This window comes from Mesorhizobium sp. M8A.F.Ca.ET.161.01.1.1, assembly GCF_004792105.1.
Lineage (GTDB): Bacteria > Pseudomonadota > Alphaproteobacteria > Rhizobiales > Rhizobiaceae > Mesorhizobium.
Genome location: NZ_SRTD01000010.1, coordinates 248,301 through 275,058 on the forward strand (window position 1 = coordinate 248,301; position 26,758 = coordinate 275,058).

The following is a 26,758-nucleotide window of genomic DNA, read 5'->3' on the forward strand; positions in this document are numbered from 1 at the left end:
ATGACGAAATGGTCGCCGAATTCGTGGAGAGCAAAGCCGATCAAGCAGGTTCCCGCCTATCCGGACCTTGTCGCGCTGAAGAACACGGAAGCCCAACTCGCCACCTTTCCGCCGCTGGTCTTTGCCGGCGAGGCGCGCAAGCTGAAGAAGCAATTGGCTACCGTCGCCGCAGGTGAGGCCTTCCTGCTCCAGGGCGGCGACTGCGCCGAGAGTTTTGCCGAACATGGCGCGGACAACATCCGCGACTTCTTCCGCGTCTTCCTGCAAATGTCGGTCGTGCTGACCTTCGCCGGCGCGCAGCCGGTGGTGAAGGTCGGCCGCGTCGCCGGCCAGTTCGCCAAGCCGCGCTCGTCCGACAACGAGACCAAGGGCGAGGTGACGCTGCCGAGCTATCGCGGCGACATCATCAACGGCATCGAATTCGACGCCAAGTCCCGCATCCCTGATCCTGCCCGCCAGGAAATGGCATACCGCCAGTCGGCGGCGACCCTTAATCTTCTGCGTGCGTTCGCGCAGGGAGGCTATGCCAGCCTTGAGAACGTGCATCGCTGGATGCTCGGCTTCGTCTCCGACAGCCCGCAAGGCGAGAAATACGAGTCGCTCGCCAACCGCATCACCGAGACGATGGATTTCATGCGCGCGGTCGGCATTACGTCCGAAACCAATTTCGCGCTGCGCGAAACCGACTTCTACACCAGCCACGAGGCGCTGCTGCTCGGCTACGAGGAAGCGCTGACCCGTGTCGATTCGACCTCCGGCGACTGGTACGCCACGTCGGGCCACATGATCTGGATCGGCGACCGCACGCGCCAGCCCGACCATGCGCATGTCGAATATTGCCGCGGCATCAAGAATCCGCTCGGGCTGAAATGCGGTCCGTCGCTGACGCCGGACGGCCTGCTGGAACTGATCGACCTGCTGAACCCCGAGAACGAGCCGGGGCGGCTGACGCTGATCGCCCGCTTCGGTTCCGACAAGGTTGCCGACCATCTGCCGAAGCTGGTGCGCGCGGTGCAGAAGGAAGGCCGCAGCGTGGTCTGGTCGTCGGATCCGATGCACGGCAACACCATCGAAGCCGCCGGCTACAAGACGCGGCCCTTCGATCGCATCCTGAAGGAGGTGCAGACCTTCTTCGAGGTGCACCGCGCCGAAGGTACCCATCCGGGCGGCATCCATGTCGAGATGACCGGCAAGAACGTCACCGAATGCACCGGTGGCGCGCGCGCCATCACGGCCGAGGAGTTGCAGGACCGCTACCACACCCATTGCGATCCGCGCCTCAATGCCGACCAGGCGATCGAACTGGCCTTCCTGGTCTCGGATCTGTTGAAGAAGAGCCATCCGGTGCAGCACAAGCAAGTCGCGAACGGCTGAGCCTGGCAATTGGACCGATGAAGCAAAAGGCGCCTGGGAAACCCGGCGCCTTTTCCATTTTCGGCTTTTTTGTTTGTGCCTCCTACCGTGCTGGCGCGGCCGGCGAAAAGCGCAGGCTTCAATCTTGCTTGTAGAGCAGCCAGCTCTTGCCGGCGCGGCCGGCCATGGCCGAATGCCTGGTGACGCGGTTGCGGCCACTGACTTTCGAGCGATAGAGCGCCCGATCAGCCTTGGTGTAGAGGTCTTCGGGGCCTTCGGCCTCGGATGCCATGCAGATACCCATCGATACCGTCACGGTGCCGTAATTCATGCCGGTCTGGCTGCTGGTGAAGGGGGTCTGCTCGATCAGCGTGCGGATGCGTTCCGCGATCTCGTAGGTCGCGTCCTCGCTGGCGCCCTCGATGATCAGCGCGAACTCCTCGCCGCCGGTGCGGGCGACGAACATGTCGCCGCGAATGCTGGTCCGGAAAATCTCGGCGATGATCTGGATGATCTTGTCGCCGACGGGATGGCCGTAGCGGTCATTGATGTCCTTGAACCGATCGATGTCGACAAGCACCAGGGCATTGAACAGGATACCCTTGTTGCTGTTGTAGATCCTGGTGATTTCCTTGTCGAAGGCGCGGCGATTCCAGATCTGGGTCAACGGATCCGTGTCGGCCAGCCGCTTGTATTCCTCGAGCTTCGACTTGACGCTCTCGAGTTCGGCTGTCTTGTCGCTCAGCGTCGAGGCGATCTGCCGGCCGTGATCGATCGTCGAATTGGTCGCGATGGTCATTGCATTGGCGATTTTTTGCAGCAGATCCTGGGAGAGCAGGCTGCGGTTGGTCAGGCCGCTCGATGTCTCATCGAGGATTCTGCCGTATTTTTCGATGTGGCTGCGTTCGCTGCGCAGGAGCGACGCGACCTCTTCGAGCTCGCGGGCGATGACGTCCCTGGCATGCTCGACGATGCCGGGGCCATGGTTATGGGCGAAGAAGGTGCGTCCGATCTGATCCAGGTCGTCCTGCGTCGGCCGGTTGCTCAGCGATACGACGGCGAGGCTGAGTTCGCGGTTGGTGCCGCTCAAGGCCTCATAGAAAATCTCATAGTTGCGTGGCAGACCGAGGACGCCAAGCTGGCGCATGGTGGCGACAACGGTGGTTGCGATATCGGTGCTTCGTTCGGTCGAGGCTGCTGCCGGCTGCATGTCTGATTCACTCTTCCCCTCGGATCCCGGCCAGAATTCGCGGGTCCATTGATCACCGACCTGGGGAGCGCTACCCGGTGCGCCAGAACATCTTGCGAAGAGGCGCGTCCCCACCTGCGCCCTTCGCTTGGGAGGATCATAGTTGCGTCGGCGCTAAAGTTTCCTTAATCCGCCCGACTTCCACAGGTTTTCTCTACCTGTGGCCGTAATCGCATGAATTTTTGCACAACCATCCCGGGACAACCCGCTGTTCGGTGGTCTTGAATGCGAAACTCCGCGGTGTGTTGCCGCAATTGAAACTGAATTTCGAATTCGCCGCGCCAATCGATGTCGTATTTGCTTGCGCGTAACCACCGCGAAGCTGGAATCCTGACAAGGATGCTGGAGACGAGGTTTCTTCGAGGAGTGCCGAAATGAGCAACAACCACCAGGGATCATGCCTGTGCGGAGCGGTCCGCTTCCGGACAAGCGGGGCGCTGCGTGGCGTTGTCTACTGCCATTGTTCGCAATGCCGTAAACAGAGCGGGCATTTTTATGCCGCGACCAATGTCGCCGATACCGACATCTCGATTGAAGGGACGGAAAGCATCACCTGGTATGAAGCGTCCGCTTTCGCCAGGCGCGGCTTCTGCAAGGCATGCGGATCGGTGCTGTTCTGGAAGGCAATGGATCAGGACTATATTTCGGTCATGGCGGGATCGTTCGACAAGCCGACCGCGCTCAAGGGCGAATGTCATATCTTCGTCGGCGACAAGGGCGACTATTATTCGATAGACGACGGGCTGCCGCAGTTTGAAAAGTCGACGCCATCTATACCGGTCGCCGAATGAAATTTGGACGATCCGCCTTATTCCATTGATCGGAGCATTGCTTTATCCCGGGCCGGTGATTCCGAGAGGGGCCTTGGCATGCAACGGCTGATCGATGCTTTTATCAATTCGGTGCGGGCGTTTCGCAAGCTGGCCGCTCATGAGAAGGCATTCCAGCAGGAGCTGATGCTGCTGGCGCTCGCCTTGCCGGCCGGATGGTTCATTTCGGTCTCCTGGCGTGGTTATGCCTTGCTGATCGGCGCGGTGCTGCTGCTGATCATGGTCGAGGTTCTGAACACCGGCATCGAGGCGGCATGCGACGCGTTCAGCCGCGAGTTCAATGTCGACATCCAGCTGGCCAAGGACTGTGGCTCGCTGGCGGTGCTGATTTCGGTCGTGATCGCTGGCGGCGTCTGGGGCATTGCCCTGATCGAACGCATTACCGGGGTGCCGATCTGAGACCTTGATCCCTATATGACAGTCACCAAAGGAGACCGTCATGGCAGAGGTCACGAATTCCTCGCTTCTCGAACGCCTGGGCTTGCCGGAAGACCTGCGCTGGCTGGCCGAAAAGTATCCGCGCGAGAACTGGCAGGGTCACGCCAATATTCACGGCATGGCCAATATGTGGCTGCAGCGGCACGACATGTTCCGCGAACTCGGCGGCATGCTCACCGGCGGCATTGGCAACTATCGCGAAGGCAGACTGGCGGCTACCGATTTCGCGCGCTGGTTCGCACCACGCCTCAACCATTTTCTCGGGGATCTCGATGGGCACCACAATGTCGAGGACTACCAGTATTTCCCGGCCTTCGCCAAGGCGGAGCCCCGTCTGAAACGCGGCTTCGACATTCTCGATGCCGATCACCACACGATCCACGAAGGACTGGAGCGCAACGCCGAGGCGGCGAATGCCTTCATCCGCACACTTCAGGAGAGTGAGGACAAGCAGCGCTTCGCCGCCGATGCCTACGCCGACGAAAACAGCCGGCTGATCGCGATGCTGACCCGGCATCTCGCCGATGAGGAGGACCTGATCATCCCGCTCATTCTCGATCGGGGTGATCGGGCGCTCGGCATCGACTAACCGGTCAAACCTCCTTGGCGCGCTCCCGCTTGGCGATGTGGCGGGCGGCAAGCCAGGCAAGCACGGCCACGGCAAGGCCGATGCCAAGCCCGACGAACAGCCGCTCGTGGCGCATCAGCGCCTGGCCGATCAACTGTTCGGCTCCCAATCCGAAGACATAGCCGATCGTGCTGAACAGCACTGCCCAGATCACCGATGAGATGGCGTTGAGGATGACGAAGCGGGGCGCCGCTATGGTCGAAAGGCCGGCCGCGACGCCGCCGACCAGGCGCATGCCGTAAATGTAGCGGTTCGACAGCACGAATATGTTGGGATGGGTGTTGAGCAGACGGTAAGCGCGGCGAAAGCCGGGCCGCCGACGCAGCCTGACGACATGGCGATTATCGGCGAAACTCCTGCCGAGGATGAAGAAGAAGGTATCGCCGGCGAAGGCGCCCAGCGCTGCCGCGGCAAAGGCATGCCACAGCACGAAAACATGTTGGTGAGCGAAGAAGCCACCCAGGATCGCGGCACTTTCGCCTTCGGCCACGCAGCCGAGAAAAACCGCCAGCAACCCGTATTGTTCGATGAAATGGTGGATCGCCTCGGTCATGACGCCGACTGCTGTGACAGTCTTTCATCGATCCGCTTGACCACTTCCGCCAGCCGCACGATCTCGTCGCGCATGCCGATGATCTGGCTGTGGCGCAATTCGTCCAGTTTCTCATGCAGCGCCATGATCTCGATCTCGGCCTTCAGATTGACCTCGTAGTCGTGGGCGGCATCGATGCGGTCGCGTTCGGTCTGGCGGTTCTGCGCCATCATGATCACCGGCGCCTGCAGGGCGGCGATCATCGACAGCACGAGGTTGAGGAAGATGAAGGGGTAGGGGTCGAACGCATCGCGTGACAACAGCCAGACATTGCCTGATGTCCAGACGACCAGGAAGGCGATGAAGGTCAGGATGAAGGACCAGGAGCCGCCGATGCGGGCAATCGTATCGGCAAGGCGGTCGCCAAAGGTCTGATGGAAGGCGACGGCCTTGTTGGTGTCCCTGGTGATGGTGGTACGCTCGATGGTGCTTTGCAGCACCCGGCTTTCCAGCTGGCTCAGTCCATCCGGCTTACGCTTCAGCCAGCGGTTCGCCAGATCGTCGATCGTCTTGTTCATGGCCGTCTCCAAGCGCTTTGCTGCGCTAGAGGTAGAGGCTGCCGGCCCAGGCGGGAAGTGCTAGATTGAGGCGAACCGAGAGGGACCGATGGCCGACTTCAAGAAAATTCGCGCTCGCGCGGCAAATCGCAAGGGCGGCGAGGCGGAACTGACCTCCCTGTTGGGGCCGATGCCCGACAATGCGGCGGTGGCCGACATCACCGATGACCGTATCCTCTCGACGATGGCCGAGCGCGTCTTCGCAGCCGGTTTCGTCTGGCGGGTCATCGAGCAGAAATGGCCTGGATTCGAAGAGGCGTTCCTGCGCTTCGAACCCAAGCGGTTGCTGTTCCAGCCTGACGATTTCTGGCACGACCTGGCTTCGGATCAACGCATCGTGCGCAATCCGCAGAAGATCAAATCCGTTCGCGACAACGCCGCCTTCGTCGAGCGCGTGTCCAGGGAGCATCGCGGTTTCGGCCGGTTTCTCGCCGACTGGCCCGCCGACGACCAGGTCGGGCTGATGGCCTATCTCGGCAAGCATGGCAGCCGGCTCGGCGGCAACACCGGCCAGTATTTCCTGCGCTGGCTGGGCTGGGACGCTTTCGTCATTTCGGCCGATATGGCCGCCGCCCTTCGCGACGCGGGCCTCGACATCGCCGAGAACCCGACATCGAAGAAGGATCTCGACAAGATCCAGGCCCAGATCAATCAATGGGTGAGGGAGACGGGCCTGCCGCGCCGGCACATTTCGCGCATCCTGGCGATGTCGATCGGAGAGAACCATTCGCCGCAATCGCTGCGCGAGTATATGGGCGACGATTGACGGTCTGAATTGGTCCAAACGAACGCCATTGCGGGGCGAATTCCGCCGCGCTAAGTCAGCAGGCATGACCAAAAAACTCGACATACTGCGTATCGCCATTGCCCAGCTCAACCCGACGGTCGGCGATGTCGCCGGCAATCTTGCCAAGGCGCGCGAGGCGAGGGCGGATGCTGCCCGCCAGGGCGCCGATCTCGTGCTCTACACCGAGCTTTTCCTCGCCGGCTATCCGCCGGAGGACCTGGTGCTGAAGCCGGCCTTCCTCAGGGCATGCGAGCGGGCGGCCGAGGACTTTGCCAGGGATACTGCGGACGGTGGTCCGGGCGTCATCATCGGCACGCCGCTGAAGCGCAAGAGCGGCACGCATAATTCCATCGTCTTCGCCGATGGCGGCAAGATCATCGCCGAACGCTACAAGCTCGACCTGCCCAATTACGGCGAGTTCGACGAGAAGCGCGTTTTCCAGGCCGGGCCCGAGATCCAGGGGCCGGTCAACTTCCGTGGCGTGCGCATCGGCGTCCCGATCTGCGAAGACATCTGGGGCGAGGTCGGCATCTGCGAGACGCTGGCCGAAAGCGGCGCGGAAATCCTGCTGGTGCCGAACGGCTCGCCCTATTATCGCGCCAAGATCGACGTTCGCCACCAGGTCGTCATCAAGCAAGTCATCGAATGCGGCTTGCCGATGATCTATGCCAACCAGCTCGGCGGCCAGGACGAGCTGATCTTCGACGGCGCCTCCTTCGCCATCGGTGCGGACAAGACGCTCGCCTTCCAGATGAGCCAGTTCGAGGACGCGGTCGACGTCACCACCTGGAAACGTGCGGACAATGGCTGGGTCTGCTCGGAAGGACCGATGTCGAAAATCCCGGACAAGGAGGAGGCCGACTACCGCGCCTGCATGCTTGGCTTGCGCGACTACGTCAACAAGAACGGCTTCAAGAATGTGGTGCTCGGCCTGTCCGGCGGCATCGATTCGGCGATCTGTGCGGCCCTTGCGGTCGACGCGCTCGGCGAGGAGCGGCTGCGCGCCGTCATGATGCCTTACCGCTACACCTCGAAGGACTCGCTCAAGGATGCCGAGGACTGCGCCCGTGCACTTGGCTGCCGGTATGACATCGTGCCGATCTTCGAGCCGGTCGAAGGATTTTTGCACACGCTGACGCAGTTGTTCGAAGGCACCAAGGAAGGCATCACCGAGGAGAATTTGCAGAGCCGCGCGCGCGGCACCATCCTGATGGCGATCTCCAACAAGTTCGGCTCGATGGTCGTCACCACAGGCAACAAGAGTGAGATGTCGGTCGGCTACGCCACGCTCTATGGCGACATGAACGGTGGCTTCAATCCGATCAAGGACCTCTACAAGATGCAGGTCTATGCGCTGTCGCGCTGGCGCAACAGCCATGTGCCGCCGGGCGCGCTCGGGCCTTCGGGCGAGGTGATCCCGAAGAACATCATCGACAAGGCGCCGTCGGCCGAATTGCGTGAGAACCAGACCGACCAGGATTCGCTGCCGCCCTATCCGGTGCTGGACGATATTCTGGAATGCCTGGTCGAGAACGAGATGGGCGTCGACGACATCGTCGCGCGCGGCCATGACCGGGCGACGGTGACACGCATCGAACATCTGCTCTACATCGCCGAATACAAGCGCCGGCAGGCGGCGCCGGGTGTAAAAATCACCAGGAAGAATTTTGGCCGCGACCGCCGCTATCCCATCACCAACCGTTTCAGGGATCGTGGATAGGCGTCCTTTCGCCTGCTGAGCGAGAGTGCGCGAGACCGCGGCGAGAGTGCCATCATGCCGGACTGTGAGATCAGCTTCGACCTGTCACGCATCGATTTCCGCGCGACCTCCGACCTGTTGATGGCGAGCTACTGGGGAGCTGGACGCAGCGATGCGTTTCATCGCCGAGCCTTTGCCAACTCGTTCTGCGCCGCCGCTTACATCGCTGGCAAGCAGGTCGGTTTCGGCCGGGCGATCACCGACCGCACGGTATTCGCCTATCTCGCCGACATCATCATCTGGCCCGAACATCGCGGGCAAGGCATTGGCTTGCGGCTGGTGCGGGCACTCATCGATCATCCTGAACTCAGCACCGTCTCGCACTGGAGCCTGTCGACCAGCGACGCGCATGGGGTCTATGAAAGACTGGGCTTCAAGGCATCGACGGATGGACGATACATGCGCCTCGATCGTGCGGTGTCTGCCGGGTAAGCAACGCGCGACGACGACAGGCACCAGTCGCGACTGTTGCAAAATCGCCTCATCGGCTGGTCCAGCACTGCTTTTGGCCATGGCTTGCCTTGGCGAACGATCGAAGCATCCCTATAACGACCTCTCCGCGATTCCCTTCAGGGAGGACCGAATGCCAGGATTTGACATCGTTATGCGAGGCCGCGAAGCCTAGGTCTGCGCCGGTGTTCCGAAATATCGGAACCATTCCCGACGCAGAAAAGGCATTTACCGCTGCCGGTCGCCGCCCATTGGGCGGGCGACCAACCATAGCCGAACCTCCGCATTCATGGGCAATTGCCCGGCGCGGCTTATCAATTTTCGACCTTACTGGGATCGGGCTCGTTTGCGCCCGAATGACATCATGGCTCGTTTTAAGATCGATTTGCGCGCCAGCGCCTTTCGCAGTGTTCTTGGGTTCACGCTCATCCATTGGCGGCGCCAGCCCTGGCGGCTTTCGCTGATCATGGGCGGTTTCCTGCTGTCGACGCTGGCCGACGTGCTGACACCGCTCTATTCCGGCCGGCTGGTCGATGCCGTCGCCAGCAGCGCCGGCGCGGACGCGATTGCCTGGAATGCCGCGATGACGGCATTCCTGATTCTGATGGCGCTGGCGCTCACCGGCGTCGTGCTGCGCAACCTTGCCTTCATGGCGATCGTCGAATTGACTCTGAAGATGATGGCCGACATCGCGGCGGACGCTTTCCATCGCGTCCAGCGCTTTTCCACCGACTGGCATGCCAACTCGTTTGCCGGCTCGACCGTGCGCAAGGTGACGCGGGGCATGTGGGCGCTCGACCTGCTCAACGACACTATCCTGATCGCGCTGCTGCCGTCCGTCGTCATGCTCCTAGGCTCGACGCTGCTGCTCGGCTGGTTCTGGCCGCTGATGGGCGCGGTGGTCGCGGCTGGCTCCGTGCTGTTCATCATGGTGACGGCGATGCTTTCGCTTGGCTATGTGGCGCCGGCGGCAAGACTTGCCAACACCTGGGATACGCGGCTGGGTGGCTCGCTGGCCGACGCGGTGAGCTGCAACGCCGTGGTCAAGGGCTTTGGCGCCGAGGAGCGCGAGGAGCGCCGCCTCGCCAGGGTGGTTGCCAAATGGCGTGCGCGCACGCGGCGCACTTGGGTGCGCGGCACCATTAACGGCACCACGCAAGGGGCGCTGCTGCTGGTCATGCGGGCCGCGGTGATCGGCCTGGCGCTGATGCTGTGGTCGTGGGGACAGGCGAGCGCCGGCGATGTCGCCTTTGTGCTGACCTCGTTCTTCGTGCTGCAAGGCTATTTGCGCGATATCGGCACGCATATCCGCAATTTGCAGCGTTCGATCAACGACATGGAGGAACTGGTCGATTTCCAGTCCGAACCGCTGGGCATTGAAGATCGGCCTGGCGCCGGACCGATTGCCATCACGCAGGGCCACATCGCCTTCGACAACGTCACCTTTCACTACGGCAATCACCGGTCTCCGCTCTATCGCGACTTTTCGGTGGATATCGCACCGGGTGAACGTGTCGGGCTCGTCGGTCACTCGGGCTCGGGCAAGACCACCTTCGTCAAGCTCATCCAGCGGCTTTATGACGTGAACGCGGGAACGATCGCGATCGACGGCCAGGATATCTCGCAGGTCGCCCAGGCGTCGCTGCGCGGCCAGATCGCCATCGTCCAGCAGGAACCGATCCTGTTCCACCGTTCGCTGGCCGAAAACATCGCCTATAGCAGGCCAGGCGCCAGCCAAGAGGAGATCGAGCATGCCGCGAGACTGGCGAGCGCGCACGATTTCATCGCCAACCTGCCGAAAGGCTATGGCACGCTGGTCGGCGAGCGTGGCGTGAAACTGTCGGGCGGCGAGCGTCAGCGCGTGGCGATCGCCCGCGCTTTCCTGGCCGATGCGCGCATCCTGATCCTGGACGAGGCGACATCGAGCCTCGATTCGGAATCGGAGGTGCTGATCCAGCAGGCGATGGAACGGCTGATGGTCGGCCGCACGACGCTGGTCATCGCGCACCGGCTTTCGACGGTGAGGGCGCTCGACAGGCTGCTGGTGTTCGATCGCGGCAAGATCGTCGAGGAAGGCTCGCATGACGAGTTGATCCGCCTGAAGGGCGGCATCTACCGCCGCCTGTTCGAGCGCCAGGCGCTGGAACTGACCAAGGGCCTCATGGTCTGACCCGAGATGGCCTCCGGCTTAGGCTGGAGGCCATCTCCATCACGCGCTGCGAGACGTCCGAGCCCCTGTCACCCGGCATATGCTGGCTAAGCAAATCCGCCTGCGAAGTCCTTTTTCATATATCGAGATCGCGGTGTCTGTTTACGTTACCGACCGAGATTCGTTGCCTCTACTTTTGGTTGTTGTATGCTGAAAAAGCAACCCAAGCGGTCTTCGAAATGCATCTTGCTTCCGGAACTACTGGCGTGGAAAAGGTGGCTGCGCCATCGGTGCTGGAATCTCAGCACGGCTCGGTTCGGCCGCTCGCCGCCGAAGATCTCGAACGCGTCGCCGCACTCTTCCTGACGCAGTTTCGCCGGCGTCGCCGTCACCTCCTCGATCGCGCGATCGTGGAGACGGCCGAGTATATGAGAAAGATCTATCTTGACCCTGCCGGCCAGTCCGGTGAGAGCAGTGCCCTTGTCCAGATCAATCCGCAGGGCGATCTGGGAGGGTTCCTCGGCGTTCTGAAAACCCGTTACGAACTCAACGGAGCGGCATTGAATGCGGCGATCATCGGTCCGTTCATGGCCGACCCTGGCGCCGATCACGGCTCGGCCGGACCGCAATTGCTGCGCGCCTTGCATCAGGGCGAATTCGATCTGCAGCTGACGGATTCGGCCAACCGGGTATCCCTGGCCTTCGCGCGTCCGATGAAATACCAGCTCCTGCCGGTCCATTGTCTGGGATGGACCTATATCTTCCGGCCAGCCGCGATGGCGGCCGCCGCACTGCACCGTAAATGGCCCCGCCTGCCTCGCCTTGCACTCGAACCCTGCGCGAGGGCGTTCGATGCTCTCACGAAGCGAAGGTTCGAAGCGCCCGTCCAGCCTTCATCGTCGCATCGGGTCCATGCCGAGCCGATCAATGCCGCGCAATTTGCCGAGCGGCTGCCGGCCCTCCTGTCGGATTACGCTCTTCGGCCGAGTTGGAGGGATGGCGAGCTGCCGCGGCTGCTCGCATTGGCGGCCGAGAAGCGGGCCGACGGCCCGCTTCATTTTGGCGGGACTTACGACGGGACCGGCAGAATGCTCGGCTGCTATGCCTTCTACGGTCAAGCCGGCGACATGGCGAACCTGTTGCAAATCCAGGCGTCCGCACCTCACTGGGGCGCGACGCTGGATGGCCTTGTCGCCGCAGCGCGGGATATGGGCTGCGTGGGCATCAGCGGGCAGACCCAGGGCAGGTTCATGTCCCACCTCTTCGGTTATAGGAATCTCATCTTCCGCTATGCCGGGGGGACGATGGTCCGCTCGCGAATCGCCGAGGTCACGGAGGCGGTCCGCTCCGGCGACATCGCTATCGGCGGCTTGATGGGCGACCGCTGGACCCGCCTCAGTTCCGACGACTTCGGCCGCTGATCGCCTTCGACTTATCTCTTCGGGGGCGCCGCCGGCCATGCGCGGCCTGAGGCGCGCCCCGGCCCGGTCTTTTCATTCCAGCCGCCATGTTCTATGTCTGCGGCAAGGTGCGGGGGCGCATCTTGTCAATCACAAAGGCATCCGGTACGCCCCGCTCATGACAGTTACCGTTCGTTTCGCCCCGTCACCGACCGGCCGCATCCATATCGGCAATGCGCGCACCGCTCTGTTCAACTGGTTGTTTGCCCTCAACAACAAGGGCCGTTTCATCCAGCGCTTCGACGACACCGACGTCGCCCGCTCGAAGCAGGAATTCGCCGACGCCATCCTTTACGACCTGCACTGGCTGGGCATTTTCCCGGATGCCACCGAGTATCAGTCGCGACGCTTCGAAATCTATGACGCGGCGGTCGAGCGGCTGAAGGCTGCGGGTGTCCTTTACGCCTGCTACGAAACGCCGGAAGAACTCGACCTCAGGCGCAAGGTGCGCCGCACGCGAGGCTTGCCGCCAGTCTATGGCCGCGAGGCGTTGGCGTTGACGACGGAGCAGGTGGCCGAATATCAGGCCGACGGGCGCCGGCCTCACTGGCGTTTCCTGCTGCCCAATTTCTCCAGCGATCCGCTGCAGCCGGAGCGCACCGAGATCCACTGGGACGATCTGGTGCGTGGCGAGGAGACGGTGGATCTGGCTTCGCTGTCCGATCCGGTGCTGGTGCGCGAGGACGGCACCTATCTCTACACGCTGCCCTCCGTCGTCGACGATATCGAGATGGGCATCAGCCACGTCATCCGCGGCGACGATCATGTCACGAACACCGGCGTGCAGATCGCCCTGTTCAAGGCGCTGGGCGCCGAGCCGCCCGTTTTCGGCCACCACAATCTCCTGACCACCGTCTCGGGCGAGGGGCTCTCGAAGCGCACCGGCGCGCTTTCCATCGAGAGCCTGCGCGAGGACGGCATCGAGCCGATGGCCGTCGCTTCGCTGGCCGTGCTGGTCGGCACATCGGAGAATGTCGCGGCCGCGCATGACCTGGCCGAACTCGCCGGCCATTTCGACCCGGCCGCGACCTCGAAATCGTCGTCCAAGTTCGACCCGGCCGAGCTGTTCGTGCTCAACCGGGTGCTGTTGCACCGTATGCCGTTCGCCGAGGCGCGGGACCGGTTGATGGTGCTGGGTATTTCCGGCGAACACGCCGAGCCGTTCTGGCTGGCGGTGCGCGGCAATCTCGACCGGCTGGCTGATGCGATTGCCTGGTGGCGTGTCCTGCGCGAAGGGCCGCAGGAGATGCCCGAATTTTCCGATGACGACCGCGATTTTCTCCACCAGGCACTCGATCTCCTGCCTGAGGAGCCGTGGAACGGGACGGTCTGGAAGGATTGGACCGGCAAGATCAGGGAAGCGACCGGCCGCAAGGGCAAGGCGCTGTTCATGCCGCTCAGGCTTGCCCTTACTGGACGGTCTTCGGGGCCGGAGCTTGCAGATCTATTGCCGCTGATGGGTCGGGAAGGAACGTTGGCCCGACGACCCTGACCTTACGCTGTTCCGGGGGCAGGGCCGAAACGGGCGATGTCACCGGCCTGGCCGAAAGACGTTTGATGGCTTCACGGTCGAGCCCGCCTTGCATGTTGGCCAGGGTCTCGGGGTCGGCACCCGGATCGGGCTTCGAGGCCGGTACCGGAACAGACGGCGCCGCGTCCGGTTCGGGCTGTGATTGTTGCTGGCTTGGCGAGTTGCCGCCAATGATCTGGAAATTCTGCGCGGCATTGCAGCCGCAAGCGGGTGGCCGCGACATGTTGGGCTGTTTGTAGAGATAGGCGGTCGGCAACTCGCCGTAGGGCCTGCCGGTGACCGATGACGTCATCGATGCCGAATCGTCGTCCATGCCGCGCGAATAGAAGACCTGCATCTCGGTACCGGGGCAGGCCGATTCGCAATTCTTCTGGTCGCGCTCGAAATCGCCGGCCGAGGCGGCGTTCGACATGGGGAAGAAATAGCCGTCGCAAGTGCGCACGCAACTGGTGTGGAATTCGCCGCCGCTGCCCGCAACGTCCGGAATGCCGGGCTGGTTCAGGACACGGCTGACATCGCTTTCCTCGCCCGAATCGTCAGGCTGGTCCAAGGTATCGATCCGCCGGTTGTCGGCGCCGAAAAGCTGGTCGAAGAGGTTGGCATTGTCCCCATCTTCACGATTGGCTTCCTGCGGAGGCGCGCGACGGGGCCCCACCGCATCGTCACGGCAGTCATTGGCATCGAGCGCCGCCAGGATGCGGCCGCGGTCGCGGCGTGAGCCGCCGCCGGCGAGCTGGGCACGCTTGGCCTGTAGACTGTCGAGATTGGCGTTCATGCGCTCGATGGTGGCGTTCAGCCCGGCACACTGGTTGATGTTGCGTGAAAACAGCGAGAACCCGCAACCGGCGCTGCTCGCCTGACCGCGAGCCTTCGAGATCTGGTCGCGCTGCCTTTCGATCGCGGCGTCGTATTTCCGCACCAATGCCGGGCCTCCGCCACCGCCGCGTGAGGTCGCGGCGAGGTCAGCCTCCAGTTGACGGCAGACCCGCGAAGCGGCCTGCGGCTCGCTGACCGCCGCGCCGGACAGCAGGAGGCCGAGCAGCACGGCAGCATGCGCCTGCTTCAAACCTCCGCTTGCCATCCGCCTCGATCCCGCTTGCCAGTAATGGCCAAGGCTACGCCGTTCGCGGTTAATCGTCCATTTCGGAAGTCATCTTGTGTCGGCTGAAAAGCGGCGCCCATTCGATGGTGCCCGTCAGCCGCGGCAATGGGCATGGCCGGCCGTCAGAACTTGTAGTTCATCCCGATCCTGACGGTACTGAACGTATTGTCGAAGGTCGTATTGGAGTTGGGCGCGTAGTTGATCGTCTGGTCCCGCAGGTCGACATATCGATATTCGGCATTTGCCGACCAATGATCGGTGATTGCCTGCTCCAGCCCTGCGCCAATCGTCCAGCCAACCTTGGTGTTCTTTTCGGAATAGCTGTTGGCGGGTCCGTCGAGATATTGGTTTTCGACGCCTCCGAAAGCAAGGCCGCCAGTCCCGTAGACAAGGGTGCTGTCGAAAGCATAGCCCGCCCTGGCGCGGATCGTTCCGAACCAATCCACCTTGGTGTCGTAGACATCACCTCCGCCGACATTGATCTCGTCGGAATGTCCCTTGATATCGGCGCCCGAAATATCGGCCTCGATTCCAAGAACCGCGGAATTGACCTGGTAATTGTAGCCGATCTGGACACCGCCCAGAAAGCCGTCGGTGTCATAATCCTGCGTGCCCCGGATCGTTGGCGTGTTTGGCAGGTTGTAGGTCGCGTCTGTGCTGCCAAAACCATAGCCGAGATGCCCGCCGACATAGACGCCGGACCAGTCATGCACGGTCGGCTCCGACCCGATGGCGTCGGCGGCGAACGCCTCTGCGCCAGTCACAATCAGCATTGCCGAAGCGAGCAACAGGGCTCTCATGACATTCTCACGGCCTAGTCAGACGGCCTGACCATATCAAATTGATCCGTGCCGTGAAATCCGCATTCGTTCAATGCGGGATTTCTCGATCAAGAGTTGTGGGCTCGCAACACTTGATCCGCCCAACGCGGGGCTGGATCAATCGGGTCGCGAGAGCCAGTTCAGTCCAGATTGGCGATCGCTTGCGCCTTGTGCGCCGCTTCGACCACCGCCAGTGCGGTCATGTTGACGACGCCGCGCGAGGTCACCGAGGGCGTCAATATGTGCGCCGGCTTGTCGGTGCCGAGAAGGATGGGGCCGACATGCAGGGCATCCATCATGGCGCGCAGTGCCGTTAGCGTGATGTTGGCCGAATCGAGGTTCGGGAACACCAGGAGATTGGCTTCGCCCTTCAGGCGTGAATGCGGATAGACGCGCTGGCGCAGATGCTCCGACAAAGCGGAATCGGCGTGCATTTCGCCATCGCACTGCAGTTCCGGTGCGATGCGCGCCAGAATGGCCGCGGCCTGACGCATCTTCAGGGCGCTCGGCGAATCGCGCGAGCCGAAATCCGAATGCGACAGCAGCGCCGCCTTCGGCTCGATGCCGAAGCGCTGGATTTCCTCGGCCGCCAGCACGGTCATCTCGGCGATTTCGTCGGCCGTGGGGTCGACGGAGACGTGAGTGTCGGTGAGGAAGATGATGCCGCGCTGCGAGATCAGCATGGAAAGGGTCGACAGGTCCCGGTCCTTGATGCCGGTGCGCGGCCCAATGATCAGCGTCACATTGCGCAGATGCCGCTCGAAACGGCCTTCGAGGCCGCAGATCATGGCGTCGGCGTCGCCGCGCTTGAGCGCCAGCGCCGCGATCACCGTGTTGTCGGTGCGCACCATGGTGCGCGCGGCCTCCGTCGTCACGCCACGGCGGCCGGCGAGTTCGATCAGGAGGTCGACATAGTGGCGGTAGCGCGGATCGTCCTCCGGGTTGATCAGGCCGAAATCGACACCGGGCTTGATGCGCAGGCCGTAACGCTTCAGCCTGACCTCGATGACATGCGGGCGGCCGATCAGGATCGGTTCGGCGATGCCTTCCTCGAGCACAACCTGGGCGGCACGCAGGACACGCTCGTCCTCGCCGTCGGCGTAGATGACGCGTTTGGCGCTGGAAGCCTTGGCGGAGGAGAATACCGGCTTCATCACCAGGCCGGAGCGGAAGACGAAGCGGTTGAGCTTGTCGATATAGGCGGCGAAGTCGGTGATCGGCCGTGTCGCCACACCGGTGTCGCAGGCTGCCTTGGCGACGGCCGGCGCGATGCGCAGGATGAGGCGCGGGTCGAAGGGCGAGGGAATCAGGAACTCAGGGCCAAAGACCGGCGTCTCGCCGGAGTAGGCGCGCGCGGCGACATCGGAAGGTTCCTCGCGGGCAAGGGCGGCGATCGCCCGCACCGCAGCCATCTTCATCTCCTCATTGATGGCGCTGGCGCCGCAGTCGAGCGCACCCCTGAAGATGTAGGGGAAGCAAAGCACGTTGTTGACCTGATTGGGAAAATCGGAACGGCCCGTGCAGATCATGGCGTCCGGACGCGCCGCGCGCGCCAGTTCCGGCATGATCTCCGGATTGGGATTGGCCAGCGCCAGGATCAACGGCTTCGGCGCCATGTCCTGCAGCAGTTCCGGCTTCAACACGCCGGCGGCGGATAGCCCCAAGAACACATCGGCGCCCGGGAGGACGTCGGCCAGCGTGCGCGCCTCGGTTTCCTTCACATAAGGGTCTTTCCAGCGGTCCATCTCGTCGACACGGCCCTTGTAGGCGACGCCGAAACGGTCGGTGACCCAGATGTTCTCGACGCGCACGCCGAGCGAAACGAGCAGATTGAGGCAGGCAAGGGCGGCGGCACCTGCTCCGGAGGTGACGACCTTGATGTCCGAAATGGTCTTGCCGGCGAATTCCAGCCCATTGAGCACGGCGGCGGCGACGATTATGGCGGTGCCGTGCTGGTCGTCATGGAACACCGGTATGCTCATGCGAGCCTTCAGGCGTTCCTCGACCTCAAAACACTCCGGCGCCTTGATGTCCTCGAGGTTGATGCCGCCGAAGGTCGGTTCCAGAGCCGCGACGGTCTCGACCATGCGCTCGATTTCCGGCGCGTCGATCTCGATGTCAAAGACATCGATGCCGGCGAACTTCTTGAACAGGACCGCCTTGCCCTCCATCACCGGCTTGGAGGCCAGCGGCCCGATATTGCCGAGGCCGAGCACGGCCGAGCCGTTCGACACGACGCCGACCAGGTTGGCGCGCGCCGTGTAGTCGGCGGCAGTCGCGGGATTGTCGCGGATCTCGAGGCAAGGGGCGGCGACGCCAGGCGAATAGGCGAGCGCCAGGTCGCGCTGGTTGCCGAGCGGCTTGGTGGCCTGAATCTCGAGCTTTCCCGGCGTCGGATGCTTGTGGAAGTAGAGGGCGGCTTCGTCGAGGTCCGAACGTGCCGTTTTCTTGTTCTCGCCTTCCATGCGGCCGCTCCTCGAAACCTGCTTCGGGAGTCCTTTTAGCATGAGGCCAAGGTTTTTCACGACGCTAATTGACGCGCCGGCAGCTTTAAATGCCGGCACGTCAAAATCCATTATTTATCAGTTTGTTACGGATGTTTCATGCGAAATCAGGTTGCGCTGCTTCGCAGGCTCGCCGGTCAAAAGGCGCTGACGTAGAGGCCTCCGTCGACGGGTATATTCTGTCCGGTCAGATAGCCGGCATGGACAGAGCACAGGAAGGCGCAGATCTGGCCGAATTCCTCCGGCGTGCCGAGCCGCTTGGCCGGTACGTCGGCGCTGATGCGGGTCTTGCGCGCCGCGGCCGCCTTGGGATCCTCCGGCGTGCCGGCCTCATGCGGGCCGCGCAGCCGGTCGGTGTCGAGCTTGCCCGGCAGCAGGCTGTTGATGGTCACGTTGCGCTCGATCACCGTGCGCGCCACGCCGGCAAGGAACGACGTCAGGCCGGCGCGCGCACCCGATGAGAGGTCAAGGCCGGGGATCGGGACGTAGACCGACAGCGAGGTGATGTTGACGATGCGCCCGAAGCCGCGCGCCGCCATGCCGTCGATGACCGCCTGCACCAGTTCGATCGGTGTCACCATGTTCTGGGTAACGCCTTCGAGGATTTTTCCACGATCGAGCTCGCGGAAATCGCGGAGCGGCGGCCCGCCATTGTTGTTGACGAGGATGTCGGGTTCCGGACAGGCGGCGAGTAACGCCTTTTGTACCTCCGGCTTCGAAACGTCGCCGACGACTTCCGTCACCGTCACGCCATGGCGTTGGCGCAGCTCCGCGGCGGTTTTGGCGACCAGCTCCGCATTGCGCCCATTGACGACGATGTCGCAGCCTGCCTCGGCCAGCGCCATGGCGCAGCCACGCCCGAGCCCCTTGCTCGAAGCGCAGACGATGGCCTTCTTTCCGCGGATACCAAGATCCATGACGATTTCTCCTTTGATTTGCCCGGCAGGCTAGCGCCAGCGCTGGACCAATCGCAACCGTCATACGGTTGTTGCATGAATCGGAGCATAGGCTGGTCGAAAGCAAGGGTGAATCCGCAATGTCAGGCCAAGAGCCCCGCACTTTCCGCAGCATGTTCATTTCCGATGTCCATTTGGGCTCGAAAGCGGCGAAGGCCGATTTCCTGATCGATTTCCTGCGCTACCACGATGCCGACATCATCTATCTGGTCGGCGATATCGTCGACGGCTGGCGCCTGAGGCGCAGCTGGCACTGGCCGCAAAGTCACAATGACGTCGTGCAAAAACTGCTGCGCAAGGCGCGCAAGGGCGCCTCGATCACCTATATCGCCGGCAATCACGACGAATTCGCGCGCCAGTTCCAGGGCGTGCATTTCGGCGGCATCGTCGTGGCCGACCGCGCCATCCACGAAACCGCCGATGGCCGGCGACTGCTGGTCATTCATGGCGACCAGTTCGATACCGTCGTCCACAACCAGCGTTGGCTCGCTTATCTCGGCGACCATGCCTATGACGCCGCCATGCAGGTCAACCGGGTGATCACGCGGCTGCGTCAGCTGCTCGGCCTGCCTTACTGGTCGTTTTCGTCCTGGGCCAAGGTCAAGGTCAAGAAGGCCGTGAACTTCATCGGCTCGTTCCAGACGGTGCTCAGCGAGGAAGCGCGACGCTCGCATGTCGACGGCGTCATCTGCGGGCACATCCACCATGCCGCCATCGAAAGCTATGGCGACGTGCAATACATCAACACCGGTGACTGGGTGGAGAGCTGCACCGCTGTGGTCGAGCATTTCGACGGCCGCATGGAGATCCTGACCTGGGCGCATGTGCTGCCTGAGGCGCCTGACGAGCCCTTCATCCCGATGCTGATCGAGGACAGGATGGTGCAGGCCGCCTGAGGCGGAAGCCGGCCCTGTACTTTCTGGTGTTAATCGACTGGTCCAGCCGGTTTCGCCCGGTTTTTCCTCATGTTAAGGATCGGCTTGCGCTGCTCGCCGGTCGTTGAGCGCAGCGTCATTGGATCGATTCATGCCGCTGCCGCCGCTTTCGCCCGAACAACTCGTGAAGCCGAGCCGTTTTGAGCTGCGCATGAGCCTCATCTTCGGCACGCTGTTCATATCGCTTGGCACCCATTTGCCCTATTTCCCGCTTTGGCTGCAGGCCAAGGGGTTTCACGCCGAACAGATCGCCGTCATCCTTGCGGCGCCCATGTTCCTGCGCGTGGTGACGACACCGCTGCTGACCACGCTTGCCGATCGAGCCAGGGACCGCGCCGATGTCTATGTCGTGCTCGTCGCGGCCTCGCTGCTGTTGTCCGCGGGGTATTTCCTGACGCCGACCTACGCGACGGTGCTGGCGGTGTCGTTGCTGCTGACCATTGTCTGGACCCCGCATTCGCCGATCGCCGATTCGCTGGCGCTTTCGGGCGTGCGCCGCTTCGGGTCAAACTATGCGGGCATGCGCAAATGGGGATCGATCTGCTATCTCCTGGCCAATGTCGCGGGCGGCTTCATTCTGGCGGCTACTGGTCCCCGGGCCGTTCCGGTGATCATATTCCTTGCCCTTGGCGCGGCACTCGCCGCAGGCCTGATGGCGCCGCGCCTGGGGAAGCCGCGCAAGGCCTCGCCGCTGTCGGCGACGGAAATCCAGCACGCGGCGCCGGGCCTGTTCAATGCCTATTTCCTCTATTTCACGCTTGGCGTCGGCATCATCACCGCCAGCCACGCCTTCCTTTATGGCTTCGTCTCGATCTATTGGAAATCGATCGGCATCAGCGATTCCGTCGTCGGCCTGCTATGGGCATGGGGGGTGGTGTCCGAGGTCTGCATGTTCCTGTTTTTCAATCGAATATTCGCCTCCGTACCCGTCGTCCGGGTTATGCTCATTGCCGGCATCGGCTCGATCGTGCGTTGGATCGCCTTTCCGCTGGTGTGGCCGCTCGGCCTTGGCGTCGGCGGCTTTTTCGCAGTGCAGTCGCTGCATTCGGTGTCTGTCGCAATGGTGCTGATCGGCCTGCAGAAGATGATCGCCGAAACCGTCTCAGAAGAACGCACGGGCGCCGCGCAAGGCATCGCCTATTTCTTCAATGGCTTCTTCATGGCCGCCGTCACGCTTGCCTCCGGTCCGCTCTATGACCGTCTCGGCGTCGATGGCTTCCTGGCGATGATCCCGATCGCGATCATTGGCCTCGTGCTGATCGGGCTTGCGGCCCGCTCAGCCCCACAGCGCCCGGTCCGGGGGTGAGACGAGCGATCCCTGGTAGACGAGACCCGGCACACGATCCCGGGCAAGCAGCAGCGGGCCGTCGAGGTCGACGAAATCGGCTCCTTGCGCGAGCAGAACGGCCGGCGCCATTGCCAGCGAGGTGCCGACCATGCAGCCGACCATGACGCCGAAACCCAGCTCACGAGCGCGGTCGCGCAGGGTGAGCGCCGCCGTTAGCCCGCCGGACTTGTCGAGCTTGATGTTGACGGCATCGTAGAGCCCGACAAGCGCTTCGAGGGTCCCTGCTTCATGAATGCTCTCGTCGGCGCAGATCGGCACTGGATGCGCGATGTGGCGCAGGATGCCGTCACGGCCCGCCGGCAGCGGCTGCTCGATCAGGGCGATGCCCTGTTCGGCGGCAAAGGCGAGGTTCGCGACGATGTTGTCGTCGGTCCAGCCTTCATTGGCATCGAGGATCAACCGGCTCTCGGGCGCGGCCTGTCTCACCGCCCGGATGCGGGCGATGTCGTTGTCGCCGCCGATCTTGACCTTGAGCAGCGGCCGGCCGGCGTTGGCGCGGGCCTGCGCCGCCATCGCCTCGGGTTCTCCGAGCGACAGCGTGTAAGCGGTTTCGAGCCGATGCAACGGGTCCGGCCAGATTGCGTTCGCCACCGGATTGCCGCTGATCTTGGCTTCAAGATCCCAAAGGGCACAGTCTACAGCGTTGCGCGCCGCCCCGGCAGGCATTGCGTCGAGCAGGGCGATGCGGTCCATCCCGCCGGCGATCCGGTCACTCATCGCCTGGATCGCGTCATGGACACCAGCCATGGTCTCGCCATAGCGCCTGTAGGGAACGCATTCGCCACGCCCGCTATGGCCACCCTGGCTGATCGTGCAGGTAATGACCTCGGCCTCGGTCTTGGAGCCGCGCGAAATGGTGAAGGTCCCGGCGATCGGAAAACGCTCGGCCTCGACCGAAATGACACGCGCCATATTTTTCTGCTCCGGCTATGCGAGAAGGGTTGTCGGCAAATCGACAAGGTCGGACCCATCAGGCTAAACAGGACGCCATGTTGACCATCGGTAAACGCGACGCAAGCGGCACGACCGCCTCGGGGGCTGATCACGACCCGCGCGTGGCGGTCGGCGAGGAGGGTGGCGTCCTCGGCTGCGCGTTTTCCGGAGTCTGGACGACACGGACCGTGGCGCTGATCGACGCCGAGATGCGCAAGATCGAGAAGCGAAGCGGTTTCAAGACGTTGGCGCTCGATCTTTCGAAAATCGAGAAGATCGATACCGCCGGCGCCTGGCTGATCGACCGGCTGGTCAGCGTCTTCGAGAAGAAGAATGTCGAGGTCCGGCTGCAAGGCCAAAGTGACGTCGCTTCCATATTGCTCGAAGCAGTCGGCGAAGCCGTCCGGCGCGAGCCCGAATCCGGACCGGCGCGGCCGCCCAACATTGTCATTCGGGCGCTGGAGGCGGTTGGCCGGCGCGTCTACGAGATGCGCGACGATTTCCTCGCCTCGATGAACATATTGGGCGCCACCATCCGCGGCGCGCAGATGAAGCTCGGCCGCGGCCATGCGGTCAACCCGGCAGCGATCTTCAACCAGATCGATCGCATGGGCGTCGGCGCTATCCCCGTGGTGGTGCTGATGTCGGCGATCGTCGGGGCCATCGTCGCCCAGCAGGGCGCCTATCAGCTCAGTTATTTCGGCGCCGACATCTTCGTCGTCGATCTCGTCGGCGTGCTGATCCTGCGTGAACTCGGCGTGCTGATGACGGCAATCATGATCGCCGGCCGCTCCGGCAGCGCGATCACTGCCGAAATCGGCTCCATGAAGATGCGCGAGGAGGTTGATGCGCTGAAGGTCATCGGCCTCAATCCGATCGGCGTCCTGGTCTTTCCGCGGCTGGTTGCCCTGGTGATCGCCTTGCCCTGCCTGACGATCATCGCGAATTTTGCCGCACTTGGCGGCGGCATTGTCGCCGCCTGGCTTTACTCCGATATCCCGCCCGCTGCCTTCATCGACCGGTTGCGTGTCGCAATCGATCTCAGCACGATTTTCGCCGGCCTGATCAAGGCGCCGTTCATGGCCATGATCATCGGCACGATCGCCTCCGTCGAGGGCATGAAGGTTGGCGGCAGCGCCGAATCGCTCGGCCAGCACGTGACCGCTTCGGTGGTGAAGTCGATCTTCGTCGTCATCATCCTCGACGGGCTTTTCGCCATGTTCTACGCAGCGATCGAGTTCTGACAAGATGGCGAAGGGCAATGGGGTCGAGGTGAAGGACGAGGTCGACAGCGAAATCGTCCTTTCGGTGCACGACGTCACCGTTGCCATTGACGACAAACTGATCCTCGACAAGCTGTCGCTCGACATCACGCGCGGCGAAATACTGGGGTTCGTCGGGGCCTCGGGCGCCGGCAAGTCCGTGCTGTTGCGCACCATTCTTGGGTTGATGCCCAAGCAGTCGGGAACAATCAAACTGTTCGGCGTCGACGTCGACAAGGCAAGCGACATCGAGCGGTTGCGCATCGACATGCGTCTTGGCGTGTTGTTCCAGCATGGTGCGCTGTTTTCGGCGCTGACCGTGATGGAGAACGTGCAGGTGCCGATGCGCGAATATCTCGACCTGCCAAGGAAGCTGATGGACGAGCTGGCGCTGCTCAAGATCGAGCTGGTCGGGCTGCCGCCGGATGCGGCGCAGAAGTTTCCCTCCGAACTCTCCGGCGGCATGATCAAGCGCGCCGCGCTTGCCAGGGCGCTGGCGCTCGACCCCGACATCGTCTTTCTCGACGAGCCGACGTCGGGCCTCGATCCGATCAGCGCGGCCGAGTTCGACGAACTCGTCGTCAAGCTGCGCGACACCATGGACCTGACCGTCTACATGGTGACCCACGACCTCGATACGCTGTTTACAGCCTGCGACCACGTGGCGGTGTTGGGCAAGAAAAAGGTCCTGGTCGAAGGCACTATCGACGACATGCTGAAGAGCGAGGAACCGTGGGTGAAATCCTATTTCCGCGGAAAACGCGCACGGCAACTTGATCTTGCCGCTCGCGCATAGCCATAAGTGAGGCAATGGAAACCAGAGCCAACTACGTCATTGTCGGCATTTTCACGCTGGTTGCGATCCTGGCGGCTTTCGGCTTCGTCTATTGGACGGCCGCGATCGGCGACAGGGGCGAGACGACGCTGCTGCGGGTGCGCATTCCGGGCTCGGCCTCTGGTCTCGGCCGCGGCAGCTTCGTGCTGTTCAACGGCGTCAAGGTTGGCGACGTCAAGCGTGTCTATATCGACGTCGACAATCCGACTGTCGCCATCGCCGACACCGAGATCGACCGGATGACGCCGATCACCAAGTCGACGCAGGCCGATATCGGCCTTGCCGGCCTTACCGGGCAGGCCAATATCGAGCTCAAGGGCGCCGACCCCAAGGAAGTGAAGCTGCTCGACCAGGCTGAAAAGGAGGGCAAGGTTGCCGAGATTATCGCCAATCCTTCGGCCGTGACCAATCTGCTGCAGACGGCGCAGAACATCTTTACCCGCGCCGACAAGGTGCTGACGGAGCTGGAGGGCTTCACCAAGGATGTCCGCGGGCCGCTGACGCAGACCGTGCAGAACGTACGGACGTTTTCCGATGCACTGGCCAGGAATTCCGACGGCATCGACAAGTTCTTGTCCGCCGTCAGCGCGCTGTCCGATGAGCTGAAAGGCGTTTCAGGCAAGCTCGACGGCACGTTGAAGGCAGCGGAGGGCCTGCTCAATGCCGTCGACAAAGACAAGATCAAGAGCATCGTTGCCAATGTCGACACGGTGACGGGGAACCTCAAGGAAACCTCGCGGCAGCTGGATGGCGTGATCAAGAACGTCGATACGGCTGTCGGATCGGTCAACGACTTCGCCAAGCAGACGCAAGGCACGCTGGCCAAGGTCGATGGCGTACTCGACGGCATCGACCCGGCGCAGGTGCGCCAAGCGCTCGCCAACATCCAGAAGGCCAGCGACAACGCCAACAAGGCGGCTGCCGATATCGCTGAGGTGACCGGCAAGATCGCCAATCGGGCCGACGACATCGACCAGACAATCAAGGACGCCAGGCAATTGGCGCAACGGCTCAACGACGCCTCGGTGCGGGTCGACGGCATCCTCGCCAAGGTCGACAAGCTGCTCGGCTCGGGTCAGGCCGACGGCGTGATGGCCGACGCAAGGGATACGCTGAAATCCTTCAAGCAGGTCGCCGATACGCTGAACGCCCGCCTTGGGGTCATCACCGACAATCTGGCGCGCTTCTCGGGCCAGGGGTTGCAGAATGTCGAGGCGCTGGTGCAGGACAGCCGCCGCTCGATCAACCGCATCGAGGAGGCGGTGACGGATCTCAGCCGCAATCCGCAGCGCATCCTTTCGGGTGGCGAGGGCGAGGTTCGTCAGTTCGACGGCAGGGCGCGGCGTTGACTTCGGCGCCGCCCCGCCGCAAGAACAGTGCTCGTGAATGCGGGTTTGATCTTACGATCGGGGACAGCGGGGATCACGCGTGGCGTTGAGTAGGCTTGGAACAGGCGGGTTGAAATCAGCTGCGCTGCTGCTTGTCCTGGCGGTTGCCGGTTGCGCGGCTCTCGGCGGCAAGCCGGCACCGCTCGACACGTTCGAACTGTCGGCGCCATCGGTCGACGCGCATGGCCATAGCCGCAAGCAAATCCTGATCGCCCAGCCTTCGGCGTTGAAGGCGCTGGACAGCCAGAACATCGTCATCAAACCCTCCGACCGCTCGATCCAGTATCTGAAGGGCGCGCAATGGGCCGACCGCCTGCCGCTGATCGTGCAGGCGCGGCTGGCCGAGACGTTCCAGCGCTCGGGCAGCTTTGCCGGCGTCGGCAAGCCGGGCGAGGGGCTGGCGATCGACTATCAGGTGATCGTCGAGGTCCGGTCCTTCGAGGTCCGCGTCAATGGCGGCGAACATGCCGAGGTCGACCTGTTCGTGCGCCTGCTCAACGACCGCAACGGCGAAGTGAAGGCTTCCAAGAGCTTCACCGCATCTGCACCCGTATCAGGCAGCGGCAACCCGGCCTATGTCGGCGCGCTCGACGCGGCCTTCGGCGATGCGGCCAAGCAGATCGTCCGCTGGACCGATTCGGTGATCTGAGCGCCAGGCGCGCAGGAGTTCCATCTTTCGGGCTACGGACGGTCGAAGACGTCCGGCCGCAGCTTTCCAGTCTTCATCAGGTGCTGCAGGGTGTAGGTGACGGACAGCGCATCGTCTAGAGCGGTTCCTGTTTTGAGAGAATCGTAGGATTCCCAAAGCAGCTGGTTTGTGATTCAAGATGCTGGCTGGATTGGAGGCCAGCATCTGATGACGCGAGCGCTTTCAAACGATCTCCGTGAGCG

The 26,758-nt window shown here is 62.7% G+C and carries 24 protein-coding genes and 1 pseudogene; 16 read left to right on the top strand and 9 right to left on the bottom strand.

The annotated features are described in order from the left end of the window. Positions 1–1,374, top strand: a complete 1,374-nt coding sequence (locus EN804_RS23690) for a 3-deoxy-7-phosphoheptulonate synthase class II (RefSeq protein ID WP_135921506.1) — start codon at positions 1–3, stop codon at positions 1,372–1,374. Positions 1,375–1,492: 118 nt separating this feature from the next. Here EN804_RS23690 and EN804_RS23695 read toward each other — a convergent pair whose 3' ends face one another. Beyond that, entirely contained in the window at positions 1,493–2,563 is a 1,071-nt protein-coding gene (locus tag EN804_RS23695; protein WP_135921507.1) for a diguanylate cyclase, read from the bottom strand. A gap of 413 nt (positions 2,564–2,976) precedes the next feature. On the opposite strand from EN804_RS23695, the gene EN804_RS23700 reads away from it, so the two are divergent. From EN804_RS23700 to EN804_RS23710, 3 genes are all read left to right on the top strand, one after another. After that, positions 2,977–3,393, top strand: a complete 417-nt coding sequence (locus tag EN804_RS23700) for a GFA family protein (protein ID WP_127278687.1) — start codon at positions 2,977–2,979, stop codon at positions 3,391–3,393. 78 nt (positions 3,394–3,471) lie between these two features. Continuing rightward, entirely contained in the window at positions 3,472–3,831 is a 360-nt protein-coding gene (locus EN804_RS23705; protein WP_127278686.1) for a diacylglycerol kinase, read from the top strand. Between the two features lie 40 nt (positions 3,832–3,871). Next, the gene (locus EN804_RS23710) at positions 3,872–4,459 is read left to right on the top strand and encodes a hemerythrin domain-containing protein (protein ID WP_127872582.1); all 588 of its coding nucleotides are present in this window, start codon (positions 3,872–3,874) and stop codon (positions 4,457–4,459) included. Between the two features lie 4 nt (positions 4,460–4,463). On the opposite strand, the gene EN804_RS23715 is transcribed toward EN804_RS23710, so the two are convergent. Both EN804_RS23715 and EN804_RS23720 read right to left on the bottom strand, forming a co-directional pair. Beyond that, positions 4,464–5,051, bottom strand: a complete 588-nt coding sequence (locus EN804_RS23715) for a DedA family protein (RefSeq protein WP_127278685.1) — start codon at positions 5,049–5,051, stop codon at positions 4,464–4,466. Continuing rightward, positions 5,048–5,608: a DUF1003 domain-containing protein gene (locus EN804_RS23720; protein WP_127872581.1), complete on the bottom strand. Its 561-nt coding sequence runs from the start codon at positions 5,606–5,608 to the stop codon at positions 5,048–5,050. Before EN804_RS23720 ends, EN804_RS23715 begins: the two co-directional genes overlap by 4 nt. Positions 5,609–5,696: 88 nt before the next feature. Here EN804_RS23720 and EN804_RS23725 point away from each other — a divergent pair, with 88 nt between their 5' ends. The 6 genes from EN804_RS23725 to gltX all read left to right on the top strand — a co-directional run bounded on the left by EN804_RS23725 (position 5,697) and on the right by gltX (position 13,744). Continuing rightward, complete coding sequence (locus tag EN804_RS23725; RefSeq protein ID WP_127872580.1) at positions 5,697–6,413, top strand: DNA-3-methyladenine glycosylase I; 717 nt, start codon at positions 5,697–5,699, stop codon at positions 6,411–6,413. Positions 6,414–6,477: 64 nt separating this feature from the next. Then, a complete protein-coding gene (locus EN804_RS23730) occupies positions 6,478–8,154 on the top strand; it encodes an NAD+ synthase (RefSeq protein ID WP_135915821.1) in 1,677 nt (558 codons plus the stop codon). Between the two features lie 54 nt (positions 8,155–8,208). Next, on the top strand, positions 8,209–8,625 hold the full coding sequence (locus EN804_RS23735; protein WP_127872578.1) for a GNAT family N-acetyltransferase: 417 nt from the start codon (positions 8,209–8,211) through the stop codon (positions 8,623–8,625). A 382-nt stretch (positions 8,626–9,007) separates the two neighbouring features. Next, positions 9,008–10,813, top strand: a complete 1,806-nt coding sequence (locus EN804_RS23740; RefSeq protein ID WP_127872577.1) for an ABC transporter ATP-binding protein — start codon at positions 9,008–9,010, stop codon at positions 10,811–10,813. A 245-nt stretch (positions 10,814–11,058) separates the two neighbouring features. Continuing rightward, the gene (locus EN804_RS23745) at positions 11,059–12,213 is read left to right on the top strand and encodes a hypothetical protein (RefSeq protein ID WP_246693472.1); all 1,155 of its coding nucleotides are present in this window, start codon (positions 11,059–11,061) and stop codon (positions 12,211–12,213) included. 157 nt (positions 12,214–12,370) lie between these two features. Continuing rightward, positions 12,371–13,744, top strand: coding sequence for a glutamate--tRNA ligase (gene gltX / locus EN804_RS23750; RefSeq protein ID WP_135864425.1), 1,374 nt, complete (start codon positions 12,371–12,373; stop codon positions 13,742–13,744). Here gltX and EN804_RS23755 read toward each other — a convergent pair. The 4 genes from EN804_RS23755 to EN804_RS23770 all read right to left on the bottom strand — a co-directional run bounded on the left by EN804_RS23755 (position 13,662) and on the right by EN804_RS23770 (position 19,127). Continuing rightward, positions 13,662–14,864, bottom strand: a complete 1,203-nt coding sequence (locus EN804_RS23755) for a DUF2865 domain-containing protein (protein ID WP_135921509.1) — start codon at positions 14,862–14,864, stop codon at positions 13,662–13,664. The genes gltX and EN804_RS23755 overlap by 83 nt on opposite strands. Before the next feature lie 143 nt (positions 14,865–15,007). After that, positions 15,008–15,685 carry an outer membrane protein gene (locus tag EN804_RS23760; protein ID WP_127280094.1) on the bottom strand — a complete coding sequence of 226 codons (678 nt, stop codon included), beginning with the start codon at positions 15,683–15,685 and terminating at the stop codon, positions 15,008–15,010. Positions 15,686–15,846: 161 nt separating this feature from the next. Further along, positions 15,847–18,171: an NADP-dependent malic enzyme gene (locus tag EN804_RS23765; protein ID WP_135921510.1), complete on the bottom strand. Its 2,325-nt coding sequence runs from the start codon at positions 18,169–18,171 to the stop codon at positions 15,847–15,849. A 176-nt stretch (positions 18,172–18,347) separates the two neighbouring features. Beyond that, entirely contained in the window at positions 18,348–19,127 is a 780-nt protein-coding gene (locus tag EN804_RS23770) for an SDR family oxidoreductase (RefSeq protein WP_027146364.1), read from the bottom strand. A gap of 119 nt (positions 19,128–19,246) precedes the next feature. Between EN804_RS23770 and EN804_RS23775 the strand changes: the two genes are divergently transcribed. Then, entirely contained in the window at positions 19,247–20,062 is an 816-nt protein-coding gene (locus EN804_RS23775) for a UDP-2,3-diacylglucosamine diphosphatase (protein ID WP_135921511.1), read from the top strand. A gap of 130 nt (positions 20,063–20,192) precedes the next feature. Then, positions 20,193–21,407, top strand: coding sequence for an MFS transporter (locus EN804_RS23780; protein ID WP_127281168.1), 1,215 nt, complete (start codon positions 20,193–20,195; stop codon positions 21,405–21,407). On the opposite strand, the gene dgcA is transcribed toward EN804_RS23780, so the two are convergent. Further along, positions 21,378–22,361 (bottom strand): N-acetyl-D-Glu racemase DgcA, encoded by a 984-nt coding sequence (gene dgcA, locus EN804_RS23785; protein ID WP_135921512.1) that lies wholly within the window; start codon positions 22,359–22,361, stop codon positions 21,378–21,380. The two genes, EN804_RS23780 and dgcA, sit on opposite strands and share 30 nt — an antisense overlap. A 77-nt stretch (positions 22,362–22,438) precedes the next feature. Here dgcA and EN804_RS23790 point away from each other — a divergent pair, with 77 nt between their 5' ends. The 4 genes from EN804_RS23790 to EN804_RS23805 all read left to right on the top strand — a co-directional run bounded on the left by EN804_RS23790 (position 22,439) and on the right by EN804_RS23805 (position 26,516). Continuing rightward, on the top strand, positions 22,439–23,626 hold the full coding sequence (locus EN804_RS23790) for an ABC transporter permease (protein WP_127872568.1): 1,188 nt from the start codon (positions 22,439–22,441) through the stop codon (positions 23,624–23,626). Between the two features lie 4 nt (positions 23,627–23,630). Beyond that, positions 23,631–24,440 carry an ABC transporter ATP-binding protein gene (locus EN804_RS23795; protein ID WP_127872567.1) on the top strand — a complete coding sequence of 270 codons (810 nt, stop codon included), beginning with the start codon at positions 23,631–23,633 and terminating at the stop codon, positions 24,438–24,440. 14 nt (positions 24,441–24,454) lie between these two features. Further along, positions 24,455–25,828 (top strand): MlaD family protein, encoded by a 1,374-nt coding sequence (locus tag EN804_RS23800; protein WP_127279083.1) that lies wholly within the window; start codon positions 24,455–24,457, stop codon positions 25,826–25,828. A gap of 109 nt (positions 25,829–25,937) precedes the next feature. Further along, complete coding sequence (locus tag EN804_RS23805) at positions 25,938–26,516, top strand: ABC-type transport auxiliary lipoprotein family protein (protein ID WP_245464412.1); 579 nt, start codon at positions 25,938–25,940, stop codon at positions 26,514–26,516. Between the two features lie 32 nt (positions 26,517–26,548). Here EN804_RS23805 and EN804_RS38080 read toward each other — a convergent pair. After that, a pseudogene (locus EN804_RS38080) lies at positions 26,549–26,638 on the bottom strand (exonuclease); the annotation flags it as partial. Positions 26,639–26,758 lie beyond the last annotated feature (120 nt).

Coding starts and splice junctions, on each gene's coding strand:
- EN804_RS23690 (WP_135921506.1), top strand. CDS start 1: ATGACGAAATGGTCGCCGAATTCGTGGAGAGCAAAGCCGATCAAGCAG.
- EN804_RS23695 (WP_135921507.1), bottom strand. CDS start 2,563: ATGCAGCCGGCAGCAGCCTCGACCGAACGAAGCACCGATATCGCAACC.
- EN804_RS23700 (WP_127278687.1), top strand. CDS start 2,977: ATGAGCAACAACCACCAGGGATCATGCCTGTGCGGAGCGGTCCGCTTC.
- EN804_RS23705 (WP_127278686.1), top strand. CDS start 3,472: ATGCAACGGCTGATCGATGCTTTTATCAATTCGGTGCGGGCGTTTCGC.
- EN804_RS23710 (WP_127872582.1), top strand. CDS start 3,872: ATGGCAGAGGTCACGAATTCCTCGCTTCTCGAACGCCTGGGCTTGCCG.
- EN804_RS23715 (WP_127278685.1), bottom strand. CDS start 5,051: ATGACCGAGGCGATCCACCATTTCATCGAACAATACGGGTTGCTGGCG.
- EN804_RS23720 (WP_127872581.1), bottom strand. CDS start 5,608: ATGAACAAGACGATCGACGATCTGGCGAACCGCTGGCTGAAGCGTAAG.
- EN804_RS23725 (WP_127872580.1), top strand. CDS start 5,697: ATGGCCGACTTCAAGAAAATTCGCGCTCGCGCGGCAAATCGCAAGGGC.
- EN804_RS23730 (WP_135915821.1), top strand. CDS start 6,478: ATGACCAAAAAACTCGACATACTGCGTATCGCCATTGCCCAGCTCAAC.
- EN804_RS23735 (WP_127872578.1), top strand. CDS start 8,209: ATGCCGGACTGTGAGATCAGCTTCGACCTGTCACGCATCGATTTCCGC.
- EN804_RS23740 (WP_127872577.1), top strand. CDS start 9,008: ATGGCTCGTTTTAAGATCGATTTGCGCGCCAGCGCCTTTCGCAGTGTT.
- gltX (WP_135864425.1), top strand. CDS start 12,371: ATGACAGTTACCGTTCGTTTCGCCCCGTCACCGACCGGCCGCATCCAT.
- EN804_RS23755 (WP_135921509.1), bottom strand. CDS start 14,864: ATGGCAAGCGGAGGTTTGAAGCAGGCGCATGCTGCCGTGCTGCTCGGC.
- EN804_RS23760 (WP_127280094.1), bottom strand. CDS start 15,685: ATGAGAGCCCTGTTGCTCGCTTCGGCAATGCTGATTGTGACTGGCGCA.
- EN804_RS23765 (WP_135921510.1), bottom strand. CDS start 18,171: ATGGAAGGCGAGAACAAGAAAACGGCACGTTCGGACCTCGACGAAGCC.
- EN804_RS23770 (WP_027146364.1), bottom strand. CDS start 19,127: ATGGATCTTGGTATCCGCGGAAAGAAGGCCATCGTCTGCGCTTCGAGC.
- EN804_RS23775 (WP_135921511.1), top strand. CDS start 19,247: ATGTCAGGCCAAGAGCCCCGCACTTTCCGCAGCATGTTCATTTCCGAT.
- EN804_RS23780 (WP_127281168.1), top strand. CDS start 20,193: ATGCCGCTGCCGCCGCTTTCGCCCGAACAACTCGTGAAGCCGAGCCGT.
- dgcA (WP_135921512.1), bottom strand. CDS start 22,361: ATGGCGCGTGTCATTTCGGTCGAGGCCGAGCGTTTTCCGATCGCCGGG.
- EN804_RS23790 (WP_127872568.1), top strand. CDS start 22,439: ATGTTGACCATCGGTAAACGCGACGCAAGCGGCACGACCGCCTCGGGG.
- EN804_RS23795 (WP_127872567.1), top strand. CDS start 23,631: ATGGCGAAGGGCAATGGGGTCGAGGTGAAGGACGAGGTCGACAGCGAA.
- EN804_RS23800 (WP_127279083.1), top strand. CDS start 24,455: ATGGAAACCAGAGCCAACTACGTCATTGTCGGCATTTTCACGCTGGTT.